The organism is Candidatus Beckwithbacteria bacterium, assembly GCA_012797845.1.
Taxonomy (GTDB): Bacteria; Patescibacteriota; Microgenomatia; order UBA1400; family UBA1449; genus JAAZOH01.
In genome coordinates, this window is the sequence record JAAZOH010000040.1 from 1 (window position 1) to 21,650 (window position 21,650).

Genomic DNA, 21,650 nt, shown 5'->3' on the forward strand with positions numbered 1-21,650 from the left:
AAGTTAAATTTAAAAAAGATAAATAATATCATGACAGATTTTATTCCAGTCAATACTCCCCTTCTTGATGGTAATGAAAAAAAGTATCTCAATGAATGTATTGATACTGGTTGGATCTCTTCTGAAGGACCATTTGTCAAATGCTTCGAAGACGAGTTTGCTCGAAAAGTTGCTTGCAAGTATGGCATAGCAGTCTGTAATGGTAGCGCCGCACTAGATGCTGCCTTAGCCTCGCTGGAACTTAGAAAGGGAGATGAAGTGATTATGCCAAGCTTTACTATCATCTCTTGTGCTACTGCCATTTTGCGGGCAGGAGCAAAGCCTGTGTTGATAGACAGCGATCCCAATACTTGGAATATGGATGTCGCTCAAATTGAAAGCAAAATTAGTAAAAAAACTAAAGCCATTATGGTAGTTCATATTTATGGCCTGCCAGTTGATATGGATCCGATCCTAGTACTAGCAAAAAAATACAAGCTCAAAGTTATTGAAGATGCTGCCGAAGCTCATGGCCAAACATATAAAGGCAAACCATGTGGCAGTTTTGGTGATATAGCTATTTTTAGCTTTTACCCAAACAAACTAATTACCACTGGTGAAGGGGGCATGATTGTAACTAATAACCAGAAACTGGCAGAAAAATGTAGCTCGCTGCGTAATTTGTGTTTTATACCAGAAAAACGCTTTGTCCATGAAAATTTAGGTTGGAATTTCCGTATGACTAACCTTCAAGCTGCTCTTGGTGTAGCTCAACTAGAACAATGGGATAAGGCTATTGCTAAAAAAAGACATATTGGTCAGTTTTATCAAAAACTGCTAAAAAACTTAGAAACCGCGCAACTTCCTTTAGAAAAAACCAGTTATGCCCAAAACATATATTGGGTTTTTGGTTTAGTTTTAAAACCAAAACTTAAATTTGATGCCCAAGAAACTATGCAAAAACTACAAGCTGAAGGAATCGGAACTAGACCATTTTTTTATCCAATGCACCAGCAGCCCATCTTTAAAAAGATGGGGCTTTTCAAAAATGAGAGATATCCTGTTGCTGAAAACTTATACCAACAGGGTTTCTATATTCCTAGTGGTCTAGGTATTACTGATCAAGAGATGGAAACAGTAGCTCAAAAGGTTATCAAAGTTTTATCATAAAAAGGAGTTTTATGTCTGTATTTGGCGCCTATTCAACCTACTATAACTTACTATATCAAGATAAAAACTATCCAGAAGAAGCTAATTACATTAGTGGGCTCATTAAAAAATACCACCCTCAAAGTAAAAGTGTTTTGGATCTAGGTTGCGGTACAGGCAAACACGTTGCTGAGCTAGCAAAACTTGGCTATAAAGTGACCGGACTTGATAGATCTGAAGAAATGCTTAAAGAAGCTAATTCCCAATATCCAAAAATTGATTTTACTTTAGGAGACATTCGAACATTTAATATAGGGCAAAGTTTTGACGTAGTTACCTCATTATTTCATGTTATTTCCTATCTACCTAAAAATAGTGATCAGGAAAACACTTTCAAGTCTATAGCCAAACATGTTAAGAAAGGTGGCTTATTTATTTTTGATGCCTGGTATGGACCAGCCGTACTCAACCTCAAACCAACCGTCAGAATTAAATTATTGGAAGATGAAAAAAATAAAGTAATTCGCACCGTTGAGTCAGAACTAGATAGTATGCGCAATCTTGTAAAAGTAAATTACAAGATTTTAGTTATAGATAAAAAAACCAAAAAAACTCAAGAGTTGCAGGAAACCCATATCATGCGTTATGTATTCACTCCTGAGGTTGAACGACTACTTAACCTATATGGTTTCAAACTCTTAGATAGCCATGAATGGTTGACTCAAAAAAAACCTTCTTTAGAGACATGGGGAGTAACCTTCATAGCTCAGAAATCATGAAATTAAGTAAGTTGCTGTTCTTCCTATCAAGTTCCCCTTTATTTTTATCTTTTATTCTCATGATCATTGTTTTTATGACAATGGTACAAATTCTCCTAAAACCAGAATTTGCTCTGACCGATAATGGAATAGCTTATGTTGGCTCTTCAAAATTACTTCGAACATATAAAACACCACTTAATTCTGCTTACAAAGCTATTATCGGAGAAATCAAAGAGGGAAATGGTAGATATAGGCCATTGTATTATCTTGAAATAACAACTCAAAGATTATTTTTTGATACAAATCCTTTAGGATACTGGCTTTGGCTTTATGTAAAAATTTCAATACTAATAGTCTCTATTTTCCTGTGTTTATTTTTAATTACCAATAAGGCCTTTTTTAGTTTTATTAATTCGTTAATACTGCTAACTTTCCCTTCTTATATAGCTAATGTTAACCGTTATGAAACTCAAGAAACTTTCCAAGCAGCTATTTTTTTTGCTTGGTTGTCTCTTATTCTCTACTGGTTATATAAAAAGAAGAAAAGTCAAACAAGTACTGAGTTATTTTTTAGCCTTATTAGTATCATGCTTTTGTTTTGCCTCTTTTTTTACAAAGAGACAACTCTTGCTTTCTTGCCATTTTTTATCACTATAGGAATTTATTTGGCTTTAATATCCAAAAAAAAATTACTTGGCTCTTCAATTATTGTTTCAAGTATTTTTTATACGCTTTTAATTTTAATCATAAAACCAACTCCTAGTATCAGAAAGGATGATCTATATGTGGCTGGTTTTGGATTTAGTAATTATTTTGGCAATTTGCTTCACAAAATATCTCAATTATTTACTGACAATTTTCTTGTATATAGCTTATTTTGTTTTCTAATTATCATTTTAAGTTGTAACGTATTTTACATAATTAAATATCGAAAATTTAACAAATTTAGAAGTTTGGAATTTTTTTTACCAATTGCATTGGTTTTGGCAATTTTTCCAAACATTGCTTTTCTGGGGTTATGGAAGGCTAACGCTCAACCTAAATATGACCTTATTTTTGAAGCTTTAATGATTTTGTTTTTTAGTTTCTCAGCTTTAGCTTATTTCAAAAATACTCACTTTCACTATCATAAACTAGAAATTTCCAATATTTTCTTTCTACCTTTTTTCAAAAAGAATCAAAGCTATGCTGTGCTCACTTTTTTTTCTGTTTTTTTAATCTTTATTCATCAAGGTTGGCGAAATGGAACAAAGTTGTGGCAAGATTATGTTAATATTCACTTTGATCGAGATATGATTACTTTTCTTAGCACTTCAGCACCCCATAATTCTTCAATTTATCAAAATTTTGCTTCTTGGGAACATAATGTAGAAATGGAAATTCAGATTAAAGAATTCTACAATCGTAAAGATTTGAGCTTTGCAACTTTTATGGGAAAAGATTGGTATCCCTATGGTGGAGCAAGTTATCAAAACGAGGTCAAACTAAACCCACAAAATCCAAAGTTCACATACATTCTTATTGATACTAAGAATAGATTTTCTCGATCCATTGACAATCGGGTTAGCCTATCACCATACTATGAACTGGTATTTCAAAACCCTAATTGGGAAGTCTATAAAGTTAAACAAGGCTTATGAATAAAACCAGTCGAGAACAACCGAGTCTAGCCATTATTATTCCAGTTTACAATGAAGACAAATTGCTAAACGAAACTATTAATAGTCTCCATAATCTTTTATATCAATTGATTAAAGGTGATGTGATTAAAAAAAACAGCTTTCTCTATTTCGTTGATGATGGTAGCGTGGACAACTCTTGGGAATTAATAATAAAAGCTCATAAGAAAAATAGCAATATAAAAGGTCTTAAACTCTCTCGAAATTTTGGACACCAAAATGCTTTATTGGCAGGATTACTAAATTGTAAAGAAAAAGCAGACTGCTTTATTACCATTGATGCTGATTTACAGCAAGATATCAAAACCATACCAAAATTTATTGACAAATATAAACAAGGCGCTGATATTGTTTACGGAGTTCGTCAAAACCGCAGCTCAGACTCTTTTTTAAAAAAATATACAGCTCTTTTTTTCTATCATTTTATGCACTCAATGGGTACTAGGGTCATTAAAAATCATGCTGATTATAGACTTATATCTCAAAAAGCTTTGCTAGCCTTAGCTGAGTTTAGAGAGGTAAATTTATTTTTGCGAGGTTTAGTTACCGAACTCGGTTTTCGGATTGCAACTGTCAGTTTTGTTGTACGCCCTCGTAAGACCGGCCAAACAAAATATTCGTGGAACAAAATGCTCTCTTTCTCTTGGAATGGCATTACCTCTTTTAGCACCACTCCGTTAAGATTAGTTACTATTATTGGTTTTTTAGTTTTTCTTTCTAGCTTAGCTATGACAACCTATATCGTATATCAAACATTAATCATAGGAAAAACAGTAACTGGCTGGCCATCAATAGTATTGCCTATTTACGTGCTTGGTGGTTTGCAAATTATGAGCATTGGTTTAATAGGCGAATATCTTGCCAAAGTTTATCAAGAGGTCAAAGCCAGACCGCGTTTTATTATTGAAACAGAAATATTTTAACTATGAAAGATAAGCAAAAATTTTACAATCAAATTGCTGGTGATTTTGACTCTATTATGAATATGTATGATACCAACAGGAGAATTGAGGTAATTTTTAAAGACTTTCTAGGAAAAACAAATCTAGCTCAAAAAAAATTACTTGATGCTGGATGTGGTACCGGTCTTTTTACTAAAGAAGCTTTAGCTAGAAAAGCCAAAGTAACTTCCATTGACATTGCCAGCAAATTAGTCAAACTCACTAAAAATAAAAACCCAAAAACCACAGCCCTAACAGCTTCTTTGCTAAAATTACCTTTTGAAAATAATCACTTTGATATTGTGATTTGTTCTGATGTTATTGAACATACTAAAGATCCATATCGAGCCACTAAAGAACTGATTCGGGTTTTAAAACCAGGTGGCTATTTAGCTTTGACTGTTCCCAACCGATCTTTCTGGTATTTTTCAGTTATTCTGGCTAATTTACTAGGAATACGTAAATACTCTGGTTATGAAAACTGGGTCTATTACAAACAATACCAAAATTTTTTAATAAAAAATAAGCTCAACATCAATTATTACAAAGGTGTTCATTTATTTCCTTTTGTTTTAGGAAAATATAATTATCTAATTAAAAAACTTGATCAAAAATTTGAAAAAGTTTTAAGTCCATGCATGGTTAATATTGCAGTTTTGGCTCAGAAATAATTTTTATGACCAATTTTCCAAGTAAAAAAATTGCGATTATCGCCTATCGTTACGCTGTAGAAGTATCTCCTTTTGTCAAAAATATATGCACTTTTTTTGGAGAAAAAAAAGATTTTAGCGTTGATTTGTTTATCGAAAAAACTTATCGACAAGATACGCTAGATTTAGCAAACACTACTACATTTAATTTAAGTCACAACAGAACGATTTTTGATTATTTAAAAAAAACAAGCTTTCCGATATCAGACAACAAAATCTTTACAACAAAACTTAAAAAGCATATTGCTAAATATGATTATTTTATAGCTATTGATTTCCTAGCTTTGGACATACTTTCCAAGCTACATATTCAGCCCAAAAAAATCATTTATATTTCCCTGGAAGGCATTGATTACCTGGAAAAGTTTGACAAGCAATATGCCCTACTTCTACTCAAAAAAACAAAAGTCAATATTATTCAAAACAAAGAAAGGGCTATAGATATTTGCAATTATTTGGATGCAAAAATCAACTTCAAGTATATTCCCGTTTCATTAAGACCAACTAACATTAAAAAGAAAATGAATAAGAAAACCAATAAAGTAAAACTTATTTATTCAGGTTATTTTGCTCCTTGGGCATTATTGGGAGAGTTTTTATGTGCATACAAAAAATCAAAAATTGATCAAGACTGTATTTTAAAACTCCAGGGACACGCTTTGGGAACCAGTTCGTATTTGAATAAACTAAAACAGCAAATTAGCGCTTTATCCAGCACAACTATCGACACCTCATATTATAACGATCAAGCTCACATGAATTTGATTTCACAATATGATATCGGCATTGCATTATATGATGAAAATGAAGGCAGTAATTTTAAAAATTTATTAAATTCTTCTGGAAAAATTGCTTCTTATTTGTGGAACGGCCTAGCTGTTATGACAAATATCAAACATGAAATGACTTTAAAACCACCATTTTTATACGTTGAAGATTTAGACAGTTGTAATATATCTACTCTTATTAAGAAATATCAAAATAGTAAGGAGCGTTATATTAGTGCTGCTTATGCGCTGGCTAAAAAATCATATAACTTTGATCATTACTTAAAAACAATCATAAAATATTTTTAATATGGATCATCACATTTGCCTTGCCTGCAAACACTCTCTTGATACAAAGCATAATAATAGTTATGTTTTTTGTAAAAATTGTTTAAGCGCCAATTATATTTCTTCCAAGAGTGCGCTTTATGACAATAAAAAATATTTTAATCAGGTATATCAAAAATATAGTCAAAAGAAATTAATTAAATCTAGAGTTTTTTTGTTTAACATTTTTAATAAAATTGATATTTTTTTAAATAAACAAGCTCTCAGAGAATTTAATAATATTTTGCAATATAGCCAACAACTAATCATAAACTCTTCAAAAGTCACAGAAATTGGTTTTGGGAGTGGCGCAGAACTAATTAGATATTTGAAACAAGGAGTAAACATGTTTGGGATCGATATCTCTAATCAGGCTGTACACAATTTTAAAAAACAATACCCTAAATATAAAAATAAAGTTGTTTGCACAGATACTTTACAAACAAAAACAGAAGCTATTTATGCCAATGCTTTATTTGAGCATTTAGATAATCCGGATAGTTTTTTAAAAAATAGCAAACAATTTTTATACGGTAAATCATACCTTATTTTGCGTATACCACTATTAACAAGCAAATATCAATATAGCTTAAATAATAATTTTTCTGATATTAATTTTTGGAAGCCTTGTCATCGTATGCTTTACACTCAAAAAGGTATGAAAATTTTACTGGAAAAACATGGTTTTAAAATAGTCAAAAAAGCTTCTTTGCCATATTTTGGTTACAAAGTTATGAATACTATGCTCAAACACGGTTGTGAGGACATAATGGAACTTAGAAATCCAATGTATGAAATCAAAGGTGTTAATTCTATGTATCACTATATTCTAATTCTTTTTCAAAGCCTATTTGTTAACCTTGATTGTAGTGATACCATAGTCATAGCCCAGAAAAAACGACTTTAAAAATCTACGAACAAAAATCCTATATCTTCACCACTAGTTAGTGTTATTTTACCTGCGTACAACGGCGAGCAATATCTCAAATCTTCAATAGACAGTATTTTGGATCAAACATTCAAGGATTTTGAATTTATTATCATTAATGATAAACCGCAATCTAAAAATGAAACAATTATAAAATCATTTCATGATTCTAGAATCAGATATGTTCGCAACAAGCATAACTTAGGACTTGCCAAAACCCTTAATAAGGGTATTCGGCTCTCTAGAGGAACATATGTTGCTAGACAAGACGATGATGATTTTGCCTTACCAGCTAGAATCAAACGTCAATTTGATTTTTTAGAAAAATATAAAACCATAGATATGGTTGGTACTTGGACAGAAATATATAGCAATAAACAAAGCAAAGGGAAATTTCATAAACATCCTAGTCAAAATTACATACTTCAATTTGATTTATTATTTAACAATCCTTTTGTCCATAGCTCAATGATGTTAAGAAAAAAAATTTTTAATGAAGTGGGTTTATATACTACAAACCCCAAACGGCAACCACCTGAAGATTATGAGCTTTGGTCAAGAATCGCTAAGTCACATAAGATCGCCAATATTCCTGAAATACTGCAAATTTACCGGGAAATTGAAGGTAGCATGTCTAGAAAAAATAAGAATCCGTTTGTAGAAAATGTAAGTCTTTTTAGTAAGGAAAATATTTGTTCACTCTTAAATCTTGATCACAAAAATCGAGTGGTTCATAATCTGGTTTGTCTAGCCAATCAGCAATATAATACAATGAACAAACATCTTAATTTTAATGAAATAAGAGAACTTTTATTAGAAATTGTCAGTGTAATTAGTCAAAAAGAAGGTTTAACTAGATACAAAAAACAAAAACTTGAAGAAAGAGCTATGTTTTTCTTCAGAAAAATATATCAAAATTATATGATCACTAAACGACCCTATACACCCTTACGTTTATGGAAAAGGATTCAGCAGTGTTTTTACTAAATTTTACTCATTATGTTTTTTATTAAAAGAATAAGAAATTTTTTAAAACAAAAAGAACAGGATTTGTTAAAAATACCTGATGAATATGTTAACGTAGCCTATTCCTATCGAAAAGACTGGGTTGAAAAAAAAGCTAAAACCCTAAAAAGAGGAGCTAACATCCTTGATGTAGGTGCTGGCCCTTGCCAATACAAGCCACTCTTCAAACATTGTCATTACACTTCACAAGACTTTATGCAATATAGGGGAAATAAAAAAGGATTGCTTGCTGACAAATGGAATTACGGCAAAATCGATATTATCAGCGATATCGCCAAAATTCCGGTTAAAGATAAAAGTTATGATGCTATTTTATGCACCGAAGTGCTAGAGCATGTCCCTTATCCGATTGAGGCAATTAAAGAGATGGCTAGAATTTTAAAACCTGGGGGTAAGCTTTGGATTACTGCTCCGTTTGCGTCGGGACTACATCAAGAACCATATCATTTCTATGGAGGATATTCGCCATATTTTTATAAACTTTTCTCCCAAAAATTTGATTTAAAAATAAAGGAGATACAGCCTACGGGTGGGTTTTTTAAGCATCTAGCTCAAGAGCTTTGGCGAGCCGGCGATATTTTAGAAAAAAGAAAAAAAATACACATAGTTAGTAAAATATTATTTAAGAAAACTTTACCACTTTTTTTTGCTAAATTAGATAAAACTATATATATTAAAGAGTTCACTATAGGTTACTTAATTGAAGCTGAAAAATTAAAATGAGTAGTCGCCAGCCGTTAGTCAGCGTTGTACTTCCTGTTTACAACTGTGAGACTTATCTTTACCAATCTATTACCAGCATTTTAGAGCAAAGCTATCATAACTTTGAACTAATTATAATTAATGATCAGTCTGAAGATAAAAGTAAAAATATAATCAAATCTTTTAAAGACAAAAGAATTAAGTATATTGAGAATAAGAAAAACCTGGGCATTGCAAAAAGTCTTAATATTGGCATCAAACAAGCTAAAGGCATGTATATTGCCAGACACGATGGAGATGATTGGTCAAAGAGGACTCTTTTTAAAAAACAGGTTGACTTTTTAGAAAAAAATCAAGAGTACGGGCTTCTTGGTACCTGGGCTGAAATTTGGGCTGAAAATACAAAAACAGATAGATTTCATAAACATCCTTTAAACAGCTTAGCTCTTAAAACAGCTCTTCTTTTTGATAACCCTTTTGTGCACAGTAGTGTCATGATCAGAAAGAAAATTTTAGATGTAGTTGGTTTATACGATGAATCTTTGAGCTGCGCACAAGATTATGAACTTTGGTCTCGAATTGCTCGAGTATCTCAAATAGCCAACTTACCCGAAATACTCCAAATTTACCGGGAAATCTCTACAGGTGTCTCTCAAACCAAAAAAGATGAAGTTGCTAAAAACGTTATTAAGCAAAATATTGTCAATATAGATTATTTCTATCGAGCTCAAAATCATAAACAAGCAATCAGGACTTTTGCCAATTTTTTACATAATAACTGTAAAACAGTTAAATCACCCCTAGATTTTAATACGTATAAAAAAATTATAAATACTAGTATTTCCAATATCATAAGTCAAAATCCTGGCATTCAATTTGAACAGAAAGAAATACAAAATATTGTTAAACAAAATTTTAAGCAAGCAAAATATTATTATTTTAGACACAAATATTATTACTTAGCCCGATGTTATGAAATAGTAATTCGTGATAGTTTTTTATCAAAAATGTTTAATTAACAAAATGCAAGAAAGCCATAAACTTAAATATATTGATGGTTTGAAAGGAATTGCTATCTTGGGAGTTATGGCTGTCCATAATGCCCAGCTTAATCTTGAAGATCTACCTGATTGGTTTGTAAAAATTGTCGCCAAAGGAGCTCATGGAGTTCAGCTTTTTTATATTATTACCGGGATATTAATTTTTTTGTCTTTACAATCAAGACTTGGAAAAACGTATAAAAAAGAATCTGTTTTTAAATTTTACAAAGATCGAATTATCCGAATTGCTCCACTCTATTATTTAGCTATAGTTTATTATTTAGCTCAAAAAGGGTTGGGACCAAGATATTGGCTGGGTGATGCTGAGTCGATCACTACGTTTAATATTTTAAGTAATATTTTATTTATTAATAATCTTTTTCCCTATTTCATAAATAGTATTGTTTCCGGAGGTTCATTTGTCTCCACAGTTATGATTTTTTATGTTGTCTCGCCTATTTTATTTAAAAAAATTAAGAACTTGCAAGCTGCTGTACTACTAGCCTTATATAGCTCGCTCATTATGTTACTTATTTTTCCAGGTCTTTTTCATTTTATTCTCATACCTTCGGCCTATTTATGGATAGAGTATGTCAATATATTTTTTCCTGCTCAATTCCCGTTTATGACATTTGGGATAGTTTTATACTTTTTGATTTTTAAACATAAACCTTTATATAAAAAAGAGGCTCAGCTTCATTTCCTATTTTTATCAATTTTATTTATTCTTGCTACATTTTATTTTAGTAAAAACAATCTTTATCTACCTGGCGTAGCACTAGCTATGTTTGTTTATGTAATATCTCAAAATCCATATCAATTTTTTATCAATAAACTTACCGTATTTCTAGGAAAACATAGCTATCCTATCTTTTTATTTCATTATGGAGTACTTTATTGGTTGCATAAATATAGTTTTATAAAATACATTCCTAGTTCAATTCCTTTTTTTGGTATTTTTGACTATTTGCTTAGATATACTATTTTAGTGGTAATCATATCAGCAATTGCAGTTATACTAACTAAGATTCAAGATAAAGCTTTAGGCAAAATAAAGCTTTTATTTGCAAAAAATCCGATCAAATAACTATTGATTATGAACATATTATTAAGCTGTCAGTATTACTATCCTTCTATCGGAGGTGCTCAGGAAGCAATCAAGCAGATTGGGGAAGGCTTGGTAAACTTAGGTCATAGCGTAACTATTGCCACTTCCTTTGATCCACAAAGAAAAACTAAAACAGTCAATGGAGTCCAAATTAAAGATTTTGCTATTTCTGGGAGTGAAGTTAAAGGATGTACCGGAGATACTAAAGCATACCAAGATTTTTTGATACATAGCGATTTTGATATTATGCTTAATTATGCTGCCCAACAATGGTCAACTGACCTAGTTTTTCCTATTATTGACAAAATCAAAGCCAAAAAAGTTTTAGTACCTTGTGGATATTCTGGTCTGCATAATAATAATTATAAAGCTTATTTTCAAAAACTTCCTGAGATTTTGAAAAAATATGACGCTACAGTTTATTTATCAAATACTTACCAAGATATTATTTTTGCCAGAATTCACAAACTAAAAAATATACACTTAATTCCCAATGGTGCGTCAAAAACAGAATTTTTAAATCATAAAAAGTTATTCATTAGAAAAAAACTTAAAATTCCCAGCAACCATTTTTTGATATGCCATATTGGTTCCCATACTCGCCTAAAGGGACATAATGAGCTTTTAACAATTTTCAATAAAGCAAAGCTTAAAAATACAACTTTACTTGTGATTGGTAATACGGTGTTAAATGGTTGCCAAAACAGTTGCTATTTTAGAAAAACAATAAGCAACATTACTCCTCAAAATATCATCAATAAAAAAAGAGTTGTCATGGCTTCTTTAAGCAGAGAAGAAACAATTTCAGTCTTGGAAGAATCAGATCTTTTCCTATTTCCTTCAAATGTAGAGTGTTCGCCAATAGTGCTTTTTGAGTGCTTGGCTGCTAAGGTACCTTTTTTAGCAACTGATGTTGGCAACATCAAAGAAATTATTGCTTGGAGTGGCTCTGGTGATCTTCTTCCCACAAAATCACGACAAGATACATACAAAGAAGCCAAGATAATACCTTCTGCAAAATTATTGGAAAAACTACATAATAATAAAAAACTTAGAAATAAGATGGTTAAAAGTGGGTACGATGCTTGGCTTAAGAAATTTACCTGGGAGAAAATAGCTAAGCAATATGAAAAATTATTTTTATCTCTTGGGCAGAAAATATGATTATTACTAAATTAACCGGCGGACTAGGCAATCAAATGTTTCAATATGCAGCTGGAAAAGCTTTGGCCGAAAGACTTCAAAGCCCCTTCAAACTAGATATTGAACAATACAGCCTTAGCTTGCCAGATACAGCTAGACAATATGAATTAGAGGCTTTTGAACTCAACGCTGAATTTGCTACTAGTACAGACTTATTGTTATTTAAAATGCTCAGCAAACTATCAAGTAAGTACAACTATTTTAAGGATAAAAATAATGATTTTAATAAGGATTTTTTAAAACTTAAAAATCATGTTTTTTTGATTGGCCACTGGCAAAGTTATAAATATTTTGAGCATATTGCTGCTAAGCTAAGATCTGATTTTACTCTTAAAAAAGAGTTGGAAAATCAGCTTTTTAAGAAAACAAAGCGTAAAATTGAAAATAATCAATCTGTATCAATTCATGTTCGTCGCACTGATTATCTTACCTATGGAGTAGCTTTTCATACCCATGGCCTATGCGGAATGGATTACTACCAAAAAGCTATACGTAAAATTATCAAAAAAGTAAAAAAACCTTATTTTTTCATATTCTCAGACGATCTAGCTTGGTGTAAAAAAAACTTTCAATTACCGTTTCCAACTGAATTTGTTCAGGGGCAAAATCCTGCTCAAGACATGTCTTTAATGAGTTATTGTAAACATAATATTATAGCCAATAGTACTTTTAGCTGGTGGGCCGCTTGGTTAAATATCTATCAAAATAAGCAAGTCATTGCCCCCAAACAATGGTTTAAAACTTTGCAGTACAATGTTAGCGATCGCTTCCCAAACAATTGGACTTTAATCTAGTTATGTTTTATCCCTTTGCTAAAACTATTTATGAAATTAGAAAACTATCTGATTTTGATCAATATATCAACTATTTAGCAAATGATTATAATTACGCTAAAAGAAGGTTTAAAAAAACATTTGGCTATGATTTAAACCTCAGAAAACCAAAAACTTTCAATGAAAAAATTCAATATCTAAAACTACATTACCGAAAACCGATCTTAACAAGGTTGGCAGATAAATATACAGTTAGAAGTTTCGTCAAAAAAAGAATCGGAGCAAAGTACCTTAATACTTGTCTTGGAGTTTATAGTAGTGTTTTAGAAATCAATCCCAGCACATTACCAAGCCAGTTTGTATTAAAAGCCACACATGGCTCTAGTTGGAATATAATTTGCTCAAATAAAGATCAACTCGATTGGGGGGAAACTATCAAAACACTCAAGTCCTGGTTAAAACAAAATTACTTTAAACTTGGCCGGGAATGGTGCTATAAAAATATTCCACCCCAAATTATATGCGAGAAATATTTGGGGCCAAATTTACCAGATTATAAATTTTTCTGCTTTCATGGTAAGCCTTATTATATTCAGGTTGATCTTGACCGATTTGGCTCTCACAAAAGAAACTTCTATAATTTAAGATGGGAAAAACTAACAATCAGGCTAATATATCCAAACAGCAATAAAGACATTAAAAAGCCTAAAAAACTAACTGAGATGATTACAGTTGCTCAAAAGTTATCAAAAGATTTTCCATTTGTACGCATAGATCTGTACGAACATGAAAACAGTATCATATTTGGAGAAATGACTTTTTATCCAGAAAATGGCTTTGGCACATTTAGGCCTCAAAAGTATGATTATCAATTTGGAACTTTATTAAAACTATGAACAAAGATTTTAAATTTATAGAATTTGTTTCATCTACTCTTTATAAGACTAGAACAGATTTGCCCATGCATCTTCGAAAGATATGCAGTGCTCCAAGCTATGGTGAAATTGGTTTCTTTTCTAAAAATGATTTTTATTCTCGCAAATATCAAGCTGCTAACTGGGGCAGCCGAAAATGGGAATATTATTATGCAGAATATTTACTCAACAAACTTGGTGTTAAAAATAAAAAAATCATTGACATTGGCCTAGGGCTTCTATCTCAGTATAGTTTTTACAAATTCTATCTTAAATCAGGTTGTTTTTTAACAGCTTATGATCCTGACCCTAGATTAAAATCGATTACTGCCTTATCAAACCGCTGTAAACTTGTTTGCCAATCAGCCGAAAAGTTGGACCACAAAGATAATAGTATTGATATTGTCGTTGCAATTTCAGCCTTAGAACACTTTCCGATTGCAGCTTTTAAAAAAACTGTCAAGGAAACTGCTCGGGTTTTAAAATCGAATGGACATTTTGTTGTAACTTTAGACATAACATATGATCATCTAAAATCAGCTCCTTGGGCTATTCTGGAAAAAACAATCAATAAACTACCAGCTGGTGAAAATAATCTAAAACTTAAAAAGGCAAGTACATTTTTGACACCTCAGCATTTTATAAAATTATTATCTCCTTATTTTTATGCAAAAAATTATGATATAAAAAATTCTGATTTACCTGTAGACAAACTTGTGTATTCCCCAAAGTGGAATAGTTATATTGCCTATTTCCATTTTTATAAAAAAAACTGAGTATGTTAAAGCAAATTCAAACCTTACAAAAAGCTTTAAAGCCATATCGAAAAGTTATTATTTGGGGATTGAGAAACAAAAAATCAAATCACCGCTATATTCATGAACATTTTTACACTACCTTGCAAAAATGTTATATCCCCTCACTTTGGCTTGAAGACGAACAAAAAAATCAATCAATTGTAAAAAGTAATGATCTAGTGATTTCCGTTGGCTTTGCCGCCAAAAACTTGCCAATTGTAAACAATGCCTATTATTGTTTACATAATTTTGAAGAAAATTTTCATAAAAAAATTAATGCTAAAAACCAAATTTGCTTACAAGTTTATATTCAAGGAGTTGAGCAAGTTGCTAAGAAATGGAATGAGGTAACTTATTTTAATAATAAAACTAGAACTTTATACCAACCCTGGGCAACTAATCTCCTTCCTCAAGAATTTGTAAATCCAGTTTCTGTTTCGAGCTTACATAAATTAGTTTTTTGGATTGGTTCGGTTTGGAACAATAAGCAAAATCAAGGTAATTTAAAAGAGATCGCTATACTAAAAAAAGTATTGCAAAAAAATGGCTTACTATTTTTACCAATCAAAGGTGTTTCTAATAATTTAAATACTTTGCTGATTAGAATTTCCAGATTAGCACCAGCTATTTCTGGAGCTTGGCAAGTTGAACATAACTACTTAAATTGCCGGATGTGGAAAAATATTTCCTATGGCCAAATGGGTTTTTCTAATGTTAAAAAATATCAGGAAATTTTTAAAGGTAGTCATGTCGAAGGGAAAAATATTGAAGAACTGGTAGAAAATGCTCTAAGTCTATCTAAATCAAAATACCAAGAAATTATAAAAAGACAACAAGAAATTGTAAAAACTAAACACACTTATCTTAACCGTTTATTAACGATTGCTCAAGCTATGCAAAGCTAAAATATGACTCCTATTGTCTCAGTCATCATGCCAGCCTTTAATGCACAAGATTATATTAAAGAAGCTATTGAAAGTATTTTGTCACAAACTTTTACCAATTTTGAATTTATTATTATTGATGATTGTTCAAATGATAAAACTTCCCAAATAATTAAATCATTTCATGATTCTCGAATTATATATTTGAAAAATCCTTCACAACTTGGTTTAGCTAAATCATTAAATAAAGGGCTTCACCTAGCTAAAGGTATCTACATCGCCCGCATGGATGCAGATGATATTTCTGACTCTAAAAGATTTGAACTGCAAGTAAAAAAAATGGAAGAAGATAAACAACTGGCACTTCTCGGCACCTGGTTTAAAATGATTGATCATTCCGGAAAAACAATAACAATTTGCCAAACTCCAACAGACTACAAGCAAATTGTAACTAGTCTAAAAACTAGCAATCAATTTGCTCATGGTTCAGTCATGATAAGAAAAAAATGTCTGAAAAAAGTTGGTTTTTATCAAACTAATCTTTTAGCTGAAGATTACGAGCTTTGGTTGAGAATAAGCAAGGCCTATAAAGTAGCTAATCTTCCAAAAACTCTTTATTCTTGGAGACTTATTCCTTCCCTTGAATTTGTTCAAAAACAATATAAACGCAAGCTTGATGTTAGACGTAGTTTTTTAAAACAACAATCAAGTGACAAAAAGGCTGAAATAAAAAGACTTGACGATAAAATCAAGGCTAAGATTACTCGCCAAGATTTTACAAAGGAGCTAAATATCCTGTTATTTGATCTCTTAGTTTATAGTTCTTATAAGCACGCTCTTGACCTGGGATTTAAGGGAATAAAAAAAAGTAAAGCCAATACTAAAACTTTTTTTCTAACTTTTTTAGCTGCTATATTAGTTGTAACACCTCGTTTTATTACTAAATCTCTTTTGAAAATCAAAAGACAACTAGTTTTCTAAAATTATTTTTTGACGCTTCTCCCAGGTAAAATTTTGCACCTGTTTTCTGGCTTTTTTAGCTTTTTCAATCGCCTGATTATAATGCTGATATATTTTCAAAATCATTGCTTCAAGTTTTTTTTGATCTCCTGGTTTGACTAAATAAGCTAATTCTGATGATAAAATTTGTCTAATAGATGGCAAATCACTTGCTAAAATTGGCCGATCCATCGCCATGTATTCAATAGCTTTTTGAGGCGACATTTTATCTCTAAAATGATGCGTATCGGGATAAAGCATGCAGGCTATGTCAAAAGTAGCAATGTAAATAGGTACTTCACTGGGTTTTACACTTGATCGGATAATAGCCTCATCTTTGTTTAACTTAAGTTTTTTAGCTAAATTTTGGTAATATTTTTTATATTTTTCCGGCCCACCGATTAAAAAGACTGAAATAGGGATTTGGTGTTTTAAGATTGATACGACTCTAATCATCTCTTCTAAACCTTTTTCGCAACCTAATATCTCAAAACGACCAATAAAGCCAATTATAAAACGATGTGAAGGGATACTTAGTTTTTGTCTTACTTTTTGCTTTGGTATGGGTTTAAAGATATTAGGATCAAACCCCATGGGAAGATAAGTAAATTTCTTATCTTTTTTAACTTTATTATGGTAATAATTTTTGTAAAAATTAGTATTAACTACAAAACTATCGACTCTTGGCAACATAAGATAATCAAGCAATTTTTCATACCAAACCCTTGGCTCCACATGAACATCATAAATTACTGTTGGCTGATATGATTTACTAAAACGAAGCAAGAAAATAAGTTCTCTACTGACAGTTTGTATAACTTCAATCTGCTCTTTTTTTAATATTTTTATAGCTTTTATTACAAAACTCCAGGTTCGAACTTGCCATTGCAGTCTTTTAGTAATAAAGCTAAAAATTTGAGGGATATTTTCCAGCTGATAAACCGATAACTTAATCTGTTTGAAATAATTGCTTTTGATTTGATAATAATCCCATAAATTGGTATACAAAAATTCTTTATGAGGTTTGATGTCGGGATGAATCAAAAAGGTTTGATAGCCATTTCGGGTAGCAGCTTCACAACTCTTAACTACATAAATCCCAAATGCAAATTCATTGGGCATTCGTTGATTATGGACAAAAGCAAAGCTTGTTTTTTTAGACATCTTAATCTTTAAATATGTTTACAAAATTTTTCACAGCTAGTTTTAGAGAGTATTGTTTTGATTGCTTTTTCAATATTGGTTCAAGTTTTTGAGTCTCTTTTTTTTGATTATCAAGAAAATTTATTATTTTTTGATAAAAAAGTTTTATATTTTTGTTGTCAATAATATATTTGCTTTCAGCCATCGGACTAATTTCGGCAACACAACCCACATCAAAAGCTACATAAGGTAAGCCGAAAGATTGGGCTTCTAAAATAACTCTCGGAAATCCTTCAGAAAGTGACGGCATAATCAGTAAATCTGCTTTTTCAAATTCATGGTTAACCTGAGATCTAGGTAAGTTGCCTTTTATGATAACTTGGCCATTTTCAATATATGGAGCTAATTTTTGCTTGAGCCAAGCTTTGTCTGGACCATCACCAACTATAGTAAATTTAGTTTTTTTACTTTGAGCCAAAACTTTATTAATAATTTCCGGGAGTAATCTCGAACCTTTTCTGGGACTTAGATGATGCACAAAAAGAATGTTTCTTAGTTTATTAGTTTGTAGTTTTTTAGTCTCTGGTTTTTCTTCCACCCAATTTGGAACTATTTTTATATCTTTATTTTTTAGCTCAAGAATTTTCCTGTATTGTTTGGCAATTTTTTCATGACCAGTAACCAAGCTATCGCAGGTTTTGATAGCCCAAATTAGAAATACGTTACTTGGTTTCTGGCTGTAATACTCACAATCCCAAAGATAAACTTTGCCGCCCAAAATCCAAGTTACAAGCCTAGCTAATAAAAACCCAAATAAAGAATAGTGCACATAAAAAACTTTATAACCTTGTAAGCGCAAAGAAACTAGGTAATACAATCGTTCTAATAAATTGATTGGTTTATTTTGCCAATTTTGAATTTTAGATTTGGCATTGGCAATTTTGGCTTGTTTTTTTCCAGATTCAAATAAAATAAACAGGTCCAATTTTTTGCTAGCGAGGGCAAATACTTTATACCAGTATGGAAAATGAGTATGACCGTCTGGATTATATTCTGGAAAAATAATAGCTATTTTAGGTTTTGCCATGATGAAATTATTGTATTTACAGTTTTTTCAAAGTCTAATTTTTTAAGTGTTTCTTTTTTAGCTGCTTGCCCTAATTTTAAAGCTAATTTTTGATCTTGTAATATTTTTATAATAGCTTTGGCTAATTGATCTTTATTTCTTTTTTCAACAATTAAAGCGCTTTTTTGATGGTCAAAAAGATCATAAGCTCCGGGAATATCGGTTGTTACGATAGGTAGACTGGAAAGTCCCGCATACATCAAAACTCTTGGCAACCCCTCTTTATATGAAGATAAAACAAAAAGATCAACATTGGCAAAAAGCTCAAGTAATTTGCTATGTGATAATGATCCCAATAGTTGAATATTTTGTTTTAAATTAAGTTTTTTAATTTCAATTTCTAACTGTTTTTTTAAAGGACCATCACCAACAAGAAGCAACTTGGTTTTAGGAATTTTTCCTATAACTTGAGCAAGGGCTAAAAGTAGTAGGGAAAAATCCTTTTCCGGCACTAGTCGGCCAACCGCTAAGACCAAAAACTCTTTTCCTTGCAATAAATTTTTTCTGAATTTTTGATTGCTTTTTTGGCTAATTAAAGTATGCATAGTTTGCTGGTTAGGCACTACCGGTAAAACAAATACTTTCTCGGATAAAATATGAAGTTTTTCAATTAAATAGTCACGTTCAAATGAAGTGTCGGTTCGAATACTGTTTGCATGGGTTAAAGCCCAAATCTGGATTTGTTTTAAAATTTTGTCATAAAGACTCAAATCTTTTTGCTTTTTGTATAAAAAATTAAGTCCGAAAATATTAATTTGCACTTTGGTAGCTGAGAAGGCTGAAGCCAGCAAAGCTATACTACCTAAAACTGCATCATTAGTAACCACAATATCAGCTTGTTTTTGTAAACAAAAAATGGCCGTTAGATAAAAGGTTTTTAAATATGCAAAAAGTTTATTTGCACCATAAGCCGGAATAATAGCAACTAAACCATGCCGTTTTCTATAAGCTTTTTGAGTAGTAGGCACTATAATTTGAAAGCGTTTACAATTTTTAGCATATGCCTGAAATCTGACTAAACTATCACCTTCCCCTTGCGTGCAAAGTAAGGCCTGATCAAGACTAAGCATTACAATATTCATGATTTGGGATGATAATTTTTTAAAAACCAAGTCCAAGTTTTTTGCAGGCCTTCATCCAAATTTATTTCCGGTCTCCAATCTGTATCTTTTAAAAATCTTCGATAACTTAAAATATTCTTAGAAACATCAAAGGGTCTGGGTAAAATGATATTAATCTTTGGCAAAGAAAAGCCATCTCTAATTGCTAATGCTTTAATTTTTTCAACGATTATCTGATTTGAAGCACCTTGACCAGTACCAATATTGTATATTTTTCCTATTTTTCCCTTTTTTAGACCTGCAATAATTGCTCTGACGATATCTTCAATAAAAACATAGTCTCGAATGTTTTTTTGACCATGAATAGTAATCTCTTTTTTATCTAAAATAGAAGCCATAACAGTTGCTATCAATCCTTGGCCTTTATAAGCTATTTGGCCTGGACCATACGCATTACTGGGTCGTAATACTACCACTGGTAATTGGTAAAGCTGGTAAAAAAAATGGGCATAACTATCAATAGTTTGTTTGGAAATACCATATGGAGAAATTGGCCTACAAACTGTTTGTTCGATAATAGGAAAGTGTTTTTGCTCCCCATATACTGCCCCACCTGAAGACAGGTGAATTATTTTTTTAATTTTCTTAGCCGCACAAACTGAAAAAAGCTTGACTGCAAAAGGAAGGTTTTTTTCAACATCATCAATCGGATTTTCAAAACTGGTTTTAGGGACAGTAGCGTAGCTCAAATTAATTACTTCATCATCTTTTTCAATAATATTTTCTAAATCTTCAATTTTTTTTAATTGAATATACTGGCAATTTGAGTTATTTGGTCCTTGCTTAGAAATTCCAACTACAACTAGTTTTTTCTCGCTTTTGCCAATATCAGCTAACAAATTATTGCCGATAAAACCACCGCCGCCGAAGATAACACATCGTTGTTTTTTCATATTATTTTTGGGCTACAACTATATGCCTGCGAGTTGAACAAGGCACTTGTTTTTTCATGAGTTTATTAACCAGAGATTGCATGAGTTTTGAATTTAATATAGGAATTATACTTCCAGGAAAAACATCATACACAAAATAAGCTAAGGTATTAGTTACAGGGATGATTTTAACTTTTTTAAATTTATGAAAAAGCTGCTCTAAACCTTGGTGAGTAAAGCGCCAAAAATCAGGATATGAATCATGAGAAAAATTCTGCTTTGCCAAACTTTTACCATGATAGGGAGCTAGAAAAGGCACTGATAGCAAAATTTGACCTTTTGGCTTTAAAATCCGATACATTTCATCAACCGCTTTAAACGGATTTACTACATGCTCTAAAACTTCCAGGCAAATAATTCCATCTACACAGGTGTTTTTAATTGGTAACTTAGTAATATCTCCATCAATATCACAATCAGAATCAGATTCGCAAATTTTTGGATCATATCCCAAAGCAAAGTAGTTATCTTTAAAATAAGACTTAAAATCAGCAAGTTCTTTAGCAAAACGACTTGAAGTTCCTAAGTCTAAAACTAAATCTAGCTTAGCTATTTTTTCAAGCTCATCTTTAAAAAAGTCATAACTTGGGTTATTTTTTGTCAACATAGTTCGGCAACATATGAATTGTGTTGTGAGTAAT

At 31.4% G+C, this 21,650-nt stretch carries 22 protein-coding genes; 17 read left to right on the forward strand and 5 right to left on the reverse strand.

Annotation, left to right across the window (positions count from 1 at the left end; all coding sequences use genetic code 11):
• Nucleotides 1-30: 30 nt before the first annotated feature.
• The 17 genes from GYA49_05110 (at nt 31) to GYA49_05190 (ending at nt 16,669) form a co-directional block, all read left to right on the forward strand.
• Nucleotides 31-1,149, forward strand: a complete 1,119-nt coding sequence (locus GYA49_05110) for a DegT/DnrJ/EryC1/StrS family aminotransferase (protein ID NMC36392.1) — start codon at nt 31-33, stop codon at nt 1,147-1,149.
• Between the two features lie 11 nt (nt 1,150-1,160).
• Entirely contained in the window at nt 1,161-1,907 is a 747-nt protein-coding gene (locus tag GYA49_05115; GenBank protein ID NMC36393.1) for a class I SAM-dependent methyltransferase, read from the forward strand.
• 74 nt (nt 1,908-1,981) lie between these two features.
• Nucleotides 1,982-3,529 (forward strand): hypothetical protein, encoded by a 1,548-nt coding sequence (locus GYA49_05120; protein ID NMC36394.1) that lies wholly within the window; start codon nt 1,982-1,984, stop codon nt 3,527-3,529.
• Nucleotides 3,526-4,491, forward strand: coding sequence for a glycosyltransferase family 2 protein (locus GYA49_05125; GenBank protein ID NMC36395.1), 966 nt, complete (start codon nt 3,526-3,528; stop codon nt 4,489-4,491). Before GYA49_05120 ends, GYA49_05125 begins: the two co-directional genes overlap by 4 nt.
• A gap of 2 nt (nt 4,492-4,493) precedes the next feature.
• Nucleotides 4,494-5,180 carry a methyltransferase domain-containing protein gene (locus GYA49_05130; protein NMC36396.1) on the forward strand — a complete coding sequence of 229 codons (687 nt, stop codon included), beginning with the start codon at nt 4,494-4,496 and terminating at the stop codon, nt 5,178-5,180.
• A gap of 125 nt (nt 5,181-5,305) precedes the next feature.
• Nucleotides 5,306-6,295, forward strand: coding sequence for a hypothetical protein (locus GYA49_05135; GenBank protein ID NMC36397.1), 990 nt, complete (start codon nt 5,306-5,308; stop codon nt 6,293-6,295).
• Nucleotides 6,296-6,488: 193 nt separating this feature from the next.
• Nucleotides 6,489-7,220 (forward strand): class I SAM-dependent methyltransferase, encoded by a 732-nt coding sequence (locus tag GYA49_05140; GenBank protein ID NMC36398.1) that lies wholly within the window; start codon nt 6,489-6,491, stop codon nt 7,218-7,220.
• Between the two features lie 21 nt (nt 7,221-7,241).
• A complete protein-coding gene (locus GYA49_05145; protein NMC36399.1) occupies nt 7,242-8,228 on the forward strand; it encodes a glycosyltransferase in 987 nt (328 codons plus the stop codon).
• A 12-nt stretch (nt 8,229-8,240) separates the two neighbouring features.
• Nucleotides 8,241-8,990 carry a class I SAM-dependent methyltransferase gene (locus GYA49_05150; protein NMC36400.1) on the forward strand — a complete coding sequence of 250 codons (750 nt, stop codon included), beginning with the start codon at nt 8,241-8,243 and terminating at the stop codon, nt 8,988-8,990.
• Nucleotides 8,987-9,988, forward strand: coding sequence for a glycosyltransferase family 2 protein (locus tag GYA49_05155; GenBank protein ID NMC36401.1), 1,002 nt, complete (start codon nt 8,987-8,989; stop codon nt 9,986-9,988). The genes GYA49_05150 and GYA49_05155 overlap by 4 nt, the downstream gene beginning before the upstream one ends.
• 4 nt (nt 9,989-9,992) lie before the next feature.
• Nucleotides 9,993-11,096 (forward strand): acyltransferase, encoded by a 1,104-nt coding sequence (locus tag GYA49_05160; GenBank protein ID NMC36402.1) that lies wholly within the window; start codon nt 9,993-9,995, stop codon nt 11,094-11,096.
• A gap of 9 nt (nt 11,097-11,105) precedes the next feature.
• Complete coding sequence (locus GYA49_05165; protein NMC36403.1) at nt 11,106-12,281, forward strand: glycosyltransferase family 4 protein; 1,176 nt, start codon at nt 11,106-11,108, stop codon at nt 12,279-12,281.
• Nucleotides 12,278-13,114: an alpha-1,2-fucosyltransferase gene (locus GYA49_05170; protein NMC36404.1), complete on the forward strand. Its 837-nt coding sequence runs from the start codon at nt 12,278-12,280 to the stop codon at nt 13,112-13,114. The genes GYA49_05165 and GYA49_05170 overlap by 4 nt, the downstream gene beginning before the upstream one ends.
• A gap of 2 nt (nt 13,115-13,116) precedes the next feature.
• On the forward strand, nt 13,117-13,989 hold the full coding sequence (locus tag GYA49_05175; protein ID NMC36405.1) for a hypothetical protein: 873 nt from the start codon (nt 13,117-13,119) through the stop codon (nt 13,987-13,989).
• Nucleotides 13,986-14,783 carry a class I SAM-dependent methyltransferase gene (locus tag GYA49_05180; GenBank protein NMC36406.1) on the forward strand — a complete coding sequence of 266 codons (798 nt, stop codon included), beginning with the start codon at nt 13,986-13,988 and terminating at the stop codon, nt 14,781-14,783. The genes GYA49_05175 and GYA49_05180 overlap by 4 nt, the downstream gene beginning before the upstream one ends.
• Before the next feature lie 2 nt (nt 14,784-14,785).
• On the forward strand, nt 14,786-15,709 hold the full coding sequence (locus tag GYA49_05185; protein NMC36407.1) for a hypothetical protein: 924 nt from the start codon (nt 14,786-14,788) through the stop codon (nt 15,707-15,709).
• Nucleotides 15,710-15,712: 3 nt separating this feature from the next.
• Nucleotides 15,713-16,669, forward strand: a complete 957-nt coding sequence (locus tag GYA49_05190) for a glycosyltransferase (protein NMC36408.1) — start codon at nt 15,713-15,715, stop codon at nt 16,667-16,669.
• Here GYA49_05190 and GYA49_05195 read toward each other — a convergent pair.
• The 5 genes from GYA49_05195 to GYA49_05215 are packed head-to-tail and all read right to left on the reverse strand — an operon-like array spanning nt 16,658 to nt 21,616.
• Nucleotides 16,658-17,851 carry a glycosyltransferase family 4 protein gene (locus tag GYA49_05195; GenBank protein ID NMC36409.1) on the reverse strand — a complete coding sequence of 398 codons (1,194 nt, stop codon included), beginning with the start codon at nt 17,849-17,851 and terminating at the stop codon, nt 16,658-16,660. The genes GYA49_05190 and GYA49_05195 overlap by 12 nt on opposite strands.
• A gap of 1 nt (nt 17,852) precedes the next feature.
• Nucleotides 17,853-18,917: a glycosyltransferase family 4 protein gene (locus GYA49_05200; protein ID NMC36410.1), complete on the reverse strand. Its 1,065-nt coding sequence runs from the start codon at nt 18,915-18,917 to the stop codon at nt 17,853-17,855.
• Nucleotides 18,899-20,038, reverse strand: coding sequence for a glycosyltransferase family 4 protein (locus tag GYA49_05205; protein ID NMC36411.1), 1,140 nt, complete (start codon nt 20,036-20,038; stop codon nt 18,899-18,901). The genes GYA49_05200 and GYA49_05205 overlap by 19 nt, the downstream gene beginning before the upstream one ends.
• Nucleotides 20,035-20,970, reverse strand: a complete 936-nt coding sequence (locus GYA49_05210) for an NAD-dependent epimerase/dehydratase family protein (protein ID NMC36412.1) — start codon at nt 20,968-20,970, stop codon at nt 20,035-20,037. The genes GYA49_05205 and GYA49_05210 overlap by 4 nt, the downstream gene beginning before the upstream one ends.
• 1 nt (nt 20,971) lies before the next feature.
• Entirely contained in the window at nt 20,972-21,616 is a 645-nt protein-coding gene (locus tag GYA49_05215) for a class I SAM-dependent methyltransferase (protein NMC36413.1), read from the reverse strand.
• Between the last annotated feature and the right edge of the window lie 34 nt (nt 21,617-21,650).

What these genes read in the sequence shown, in the direction of transcription:
- GYA49_05110 (NMC36392.1), top strand. Translation starts at nt 31, where the DNA reads ATGACAGATTTTATTCCAGTCAATACTCCCCTTCTTGATGGTAATGAA.
- GYA49_05115 (NMC36393.1), top strand. Translation starts at nt 1,161, where the DNA reads ATGTCTGTATTTGGCGCCTATTCAACCTACTATAACTTACTATATCAA.
- GYA49_05120 (NMC36394.1), top strand. Translation starts at nt 1,982, where the DNA reads ATGACAATGGTACAAATTCTCCTAAAACCAGAATTTGCTCTGACCGAT.
- GYA49_05125 (NMC36395.1), top strand. Translation starts at nt 3,526, where the DNA reads ATGAATAAAACCAGTCGAGAACAACCGAGTCTAGCCATTATTATTCCA.
- GYA49_05130 (NMC36396.1), top strand. Translation starts at nt 4,494, where the DNA reads ATGAAAGATAAGCAAAAATTTTACAATCAAATTGCTGGTGATTTTGAC.
- GYA49_05150 (NMC36400.1), top strand. Translation starts at nt 8,241, where the DNA reads ATGTTTTTTATTAAAAGAATAAGAAATTTTTTAAAACAAAAAGAACAG.
- GYA49_05155 (NMC36401.1), top strand. Translation starts at nt 8,987, where the DNA reads ATGAGTAGTCGCCAGCCGTTAGTCAGCGTTGTACTTCCTGTTTACAAC.
- GYA49_05160 (NMC36402.1), top strand. Translation starts at nt 9,993, where the DNA reads ATGCAAGAAAGCCATAAACTTAAATATATTGATGGTTTGAAAGGAATT.
- GYA49_05165 (NMC36403.1), top strand. Translation starts at nt 11,106, where the DNA reads ATGAACATATTATTAAGCTGTCAGTATTACTATCCTTCTATCGGAGGT.
- GYA49_05170 (NMC36404.1), top strand. Translation starts at nt 12,278, where the DNA reads ATGATTATTACTAAATTAACCGGCGGACTAGGCAATCAAATGTTTCAA.
- GYA49_05175 (NMC36405.1), top strand. Translation starts at nt 13,117, where the DNA reads ATGTTTTATCCCTTTGCTAAAACTATTTATGAAATTAGAAAACTATCT.
- GYA49_05180 (NMC36406.1), top strand. Translation starts at nt 13,986, where the DNA reads ATGAACAAAGATTTTAAATTTATAGAATTTGTTTCATCTACTCTTTAT.
- GYA49_05185 (NMC36407.1), top strand. Translation starts at nt 14,786, where the DNA reads ATGTTAAAGCAAATTCAAACCTTACAAAAAGCTTTAAAGCCATATCGA.
- GYA49_05190 (NMC36408.1), top strand. Translation starts at nt 15,713, where the DNA reads ATGACTCCTATTGTCTCAGTCATCATGCCAGCCTTTAATGCACAAGAT.
- GYA49_05195 (NMC36409.1), bottom strand. Translation starts at nt 17,851, where the DNA reads ATGTCTAAAAAAACAAGCTTTGCTTTTGTCCATAATCAACGAATGCCC.
- GYA49_05200 (NMC36410.1), bottom strand. Translation starts at nt 18,917, where the DNA reads ATGGCAAAACCTAAAATAGCTATTATTTTTCCAGAATATAATCCAGAC.
- GYA49_05205 (NMC36411.1), bottom strand. Translation starts at nt 20,038, where the DNA reads ATGAATATTGTAATGCTTAGTCTTGATCAGGCCTTACTTTGCACGCAA.
- GYA49_05210 (NMC36412.1), bottom strand. Translation starts at nt 20,970, where the DNA reads ATGAAAAAACAACGATGTGTTATCTTCGGCGGCGGTGGTTTTATCGGC.
- GYA49_05215 (NMC36413.1), bottom strand. Translation starts at nt 21,616, where the DNA reads ATGTTGACAAAAAATAACCCAAGTTATGACTTTTTTAAAGATGAGCTT.